Here is a 4119-nt window from a genome sequence, read left to right as displayed (position 1 = left end):
CAGGGGGTATGGTGAACAACGTCGTCGAGGGCGGCGCCACCACGGCTTCTGTAACGCCGGGGGGCGCCGGATCGATAGACAGGTCGAGGCCCGCGCCGCCGGCGGGCCCTTGACGAACCTGGCGCGGCGCGCGATTCTCAAGGCGCGAGTCCGCCGGGTTGGTTCGCCACTGGATGCATAACCAGTGGCTCCGGCGGGAAATGACTCCACGTGAGTTAGAGCAGTACCCGGTGGGCGCCCGCGCCCGCCGGCTACCGGGAGGAGTCTCCGATTCGGTCTCCGAATCAGAGCTGGACAGCAGTGTCGCCATTGGCTACACTGTCCCTTTGCGCTGCCTGTTAGCTTCTCCGTGACTCGTCGCCCGGAGTTTGCGTTGCCCTGATGGGGTCTGGCACCGCCTCCGCAAAGCGGCTCTGACCTGGGGTTTCGACCCCGGCGGAGGCCAGTGGCGAGGGAGGCGGCACCAAGCCCAAGCAGGCCCGGCTGGTACGCGCGTAGTGAGCTCCGAGCCCTCGGAAGGACCCCCCTCTTGGCCGCGCCGCGCAACGCCTCGAACAATTCCGCCGCATCCACCGCCCCGCTCCGCGTCTCGTTCGCGAAGATCAAGGAGCCCCTCGAGGTCCCGAACCTCCTGGCCCTGCAGACCGAGAGCTTTGACTGGCTGCTCGGCAACGCGGCCTGGAAGTCCCGGGTCGAGGCGGCCCTGGAGAGTGGTCAGGACGTCCCCACGAAGTCCGGTCTGGAGGAGATCTTCGAGGAGATCTCCCCGATCGAGGACTTCAGCGGGTCGATGTCGCTGACCTTCCGCGACCACCGTTTCGAGCCGCCGAAGAACTCCATTGACGAGTGCAAGGACCGCGACTTCACGTTCGCGGCCCCGCTCTTCGTCACGGCCGAGTTCACCAACAACGAGACCGGTGAGATCAAGTCTCAGACGGTCTTCATGGGCGACTTCCCGCTCATGACCCACAAGGGCACGTTCGTGATCAACGGCACCGAGCGTGTCGTCGTGTCGCAGCTCGTCCGCTCCCCGGGTGTGTACTTCGACTCCACCCTGGACAAGGTGTCCGACAAGGACATCTACTCCTGCAAGGTCATCCCCTCGCGTGGTGCCTGGCTGGAGATGGAGATCGACAAGCGCGACATGGTCGGCGTCCGCATCGACCGCAAGCGCAAGCAGTCCGTCACCGTGCTGCTCAAGGCGCTCGGCTGGACCAACGAGATGATTCTCGAGGAGTTCGGCGAGTACGAGTCGATGCGCGCCACCCTGGAGAAGGACCACACCCAGGGCCAGGACGACGCGCTGCTGGACATCTACCGCAAGCTGCGTCCGGGCGAGCCGCCCACGCGCGAGGCCGCGCAGACGCTTCTGGAGAACCTGTACTTCAACCCGAAGCGCTACGACCTCGCGAAGGTCGGCCGTTACAAGGTCAACCGCAAGCTGGGCAACGCCGAGTCGCTGGACTCCGGCGTGCTCACCGAGCCCGACATCATCGGTGCGATCAAGTACCTGGTGAAGCTGCACGCGGGCGAGACCGAGTGGCGTGACGACGAAGGCCGCGACATCGTGGTCGAGGTCGACGACATCGACCACTTCGGCAACCGTCGCCTGCGCAACGTCGGCGAGCTCATCCAGAACCAGGTCCGTACGGGTCTCGCCCGTATGGAGCGCGTCGTGCGCGAGCGCATGACCACCCAGGACGTCGAGGCGATCACGCCGCAGACCCTGATCAACATCCGGCCGGTCGTCGCCTCCATCAAGGAGTTCTTCGGCACCAGCCAGCTGTCGCAGTTCATGGACCAGACGAACCCGCTGTCGGGCCTGACCCACAAGCGTCGTCTGTCCGCGCTGGGCCCCGGTGGTCTGTCCCGTGAGCGGGCCGGCTTCGAGGTCCGTGACGTGCACCCCTCGCACTACGGCCGCATGTGTCCGATCGAGACCCCCGAAGGCCCGAACATCGGTCTGATCGGCTCGCTCGCCTCGTACGGCCGGGTCAACGCGTTCGGCTTCATCGAGACCCCGTACCGCAAGGTCATCGAGGGTGTCGTCACGGAGCAGGTCGACTACCTGACCGCCGACGAGGAGGACCGCTACGTCATCGCCCAGGCGAACGCGCCGCTGACCGCGGACCTGCACTTCGCCGAGCCGCGTGTCCTGGTCCGCCGCCGTGGCGGCGAGATCGACTACATCCCGGGCACCGAGATCGACTACATGGACGTCTCGCCGCGCCAGATGGTGTCGGTCGCGACCGCCATGATCCCGTTCCTCGAGCACGACGACGCCAACCGCGCGCTCATGGGCTCGAACATGATGCGCCAGGCGGTGCCGCTGCTGAAGAGCGAGGCTCCGCTGGTCGGTACCGGCATGGAGTACCGCTGCGCCGTCGACGCCGCGGACGTCATCACCGCCGAGAAGGCCGGTGTCGTCCAGGAGGTCTCGGCCGACTACGTCACCGTGGCCAACGACGACGGCACGTACACCACGTACCGCGCCGCCAAGTTCACCCGCTCGAACCAGGGCACCGCCTTCAACCAGAAGGTGCTCGTGGACGAGGGCGCCCGGGTCGAGGTCAACCAGGTGCTGGCCGACGGCCCGTGCACCGACGAGGGCGAGATGGCCCTCGGCAAGAACCTGCTCGTGGCGTTCATGTCGTGGGAGGGCCACAACTACGAGGACGCGATCATCCTGTCGCAGCGCCTCGTGCAGGACGACGTCCTCTCCTCGATCCACATCGAGGAGCACGAGGTCGACGCCCGTGACACCAAGCTCGGCCCCGAGGAGATCACCCGGGACATCCCGAACGTCTCCGAGGAGGTCCTCGCGGACCTCGACGAGCGCGGCATCATCCGCATCGGCGCCGACGTCGTCACCGGCGACATCCTGGTCGGCAAGGTCACGCCCAAGGGCGAGACCGAGCTGACCCCGGAGGAGCGCCTGCTCCGCGCGATCTTCGGCGAGAAGGCCCGTGAGGTCCGCGACACCTCGCTGAAGGTTCCGCACGGTGAGTCCGGCAAGGTCATCGGCGTCCGCGTCTTCGACCGCGAAGAGGGCGACGAGCTGCCCCCGGGCGTCAACCAGCTGGTCCGCGTCTACGTGGCCCAGAAGCGCAAGATCACCAACGGTGACAAGCTCGCCGGCCGTCACGGCAACAAGGGCGTCATCTCGAAGATCCTGCCGGTCGAGGACATGCCGTTCCTGGAGGACGGCACCCCGGTCGACATCATCCTCAACCCGCTGGGTGTCCCGTCCCGAATGAACCCGGGACAGGTCCTGGAGATCCACCTCGGGTGGCTCGCCAAGCAGGGCTGGGACGTCTCCGGGCTGGCCGACGAGTGGGCCCAGCGCCTGCAGGCGATCGGCGCCGACACCGTCGAGGGCGGCACCAACCTCGCCACCCCGGTCTTCGACGGCGCCCGCGAGGACGAGATCACCGGCCTGCTGGACAACACCACCCTCACCCGTGACGGTGAGCGCCTGGTGAACTCCACCGGCAAGGCCCGACTGTTCGACGGCCGCTCCGGCGAGCCGTTCCCGATGCCGGTCTCGGTCGGCTACATGTACATCCTCAAGCTGCACCACCTGGTCGACGACAAGCTGCACGCCCGTTCGACCGGTCCGTACTCGATGATCACCCAGCAGCCGCTCGGTGGTAAGGCGCAGTTCGGTGGTCAGCGCTTCGGTGAGATGGAGGTGTGGGCCCTCGAGGCGTACGGCGCGGCCTACGCGCTCCAGGAGCTCCTCACCATCAAGTCCGACGACGTCCTCGGCCGAGTCAAGGTCTACGAGGCCATCGTCAAGGGCGAGAACATCCCCGAGCCCGGCATTCCCGAGTCCTTCAAGGTTCTCATCAAGGAAATGCAGTCGCTCTGCCTCAACGTGGAGGTGCTGTCCTCGGACGGCCAGTCCATCGAGATGCGGGACTCCGACGAGGACGTGTTCCGCGCCGCCGAGGAGCTCGGCATCGACCTGTCCCGGCGCGAGCCGAGCAGCGTCGAAGAGGTCTGACGGAGGCCGGGCCGGCCGCAGCAGCGGCCGGCCCGCCCCCAGGCCCCCCACACACAAAAATAACAACACACGAAAAAAGAAAGAGTGCTAGACGAACAGAGCTTGTCGTAAAC

At 66.7% G+C, this 4119-nt stretch carries 1 protein-coding gene; it reads left to right on the top strand.

Translation table 11 applies throughout. The annotated features are described in order from the left end of the window. Positions 1-529 precede the first annotated feature (529 nt). On the top strand, positions 530-4006 hold the full coding sequence (rpoB, locus tag ACFVHV_RS16780; RefSeq protein ID WP_359897540.1) for a DNA-directed RNA polymerase subunit beta: 3477 nt from the start codon (positions 530-532) through the stop codon (positions 4004-4006). Positions 4007-4119 lie beyond the last annotated feature (113 nt).

Origin of the sequence: Kitasatospora sp. NPDC127116 (assembly GCF_042677365.1) — a bacterium.
Lineage (GTDB): Bacteria > Actinomycetota > Actinomycetes > Streptomycetales > Streptomycetaceae > Kitasatospora > Kitasatospora lactacystinica.
This window is presented reverse-complemented; position numbering and strand designations above follow the sequence as displayed.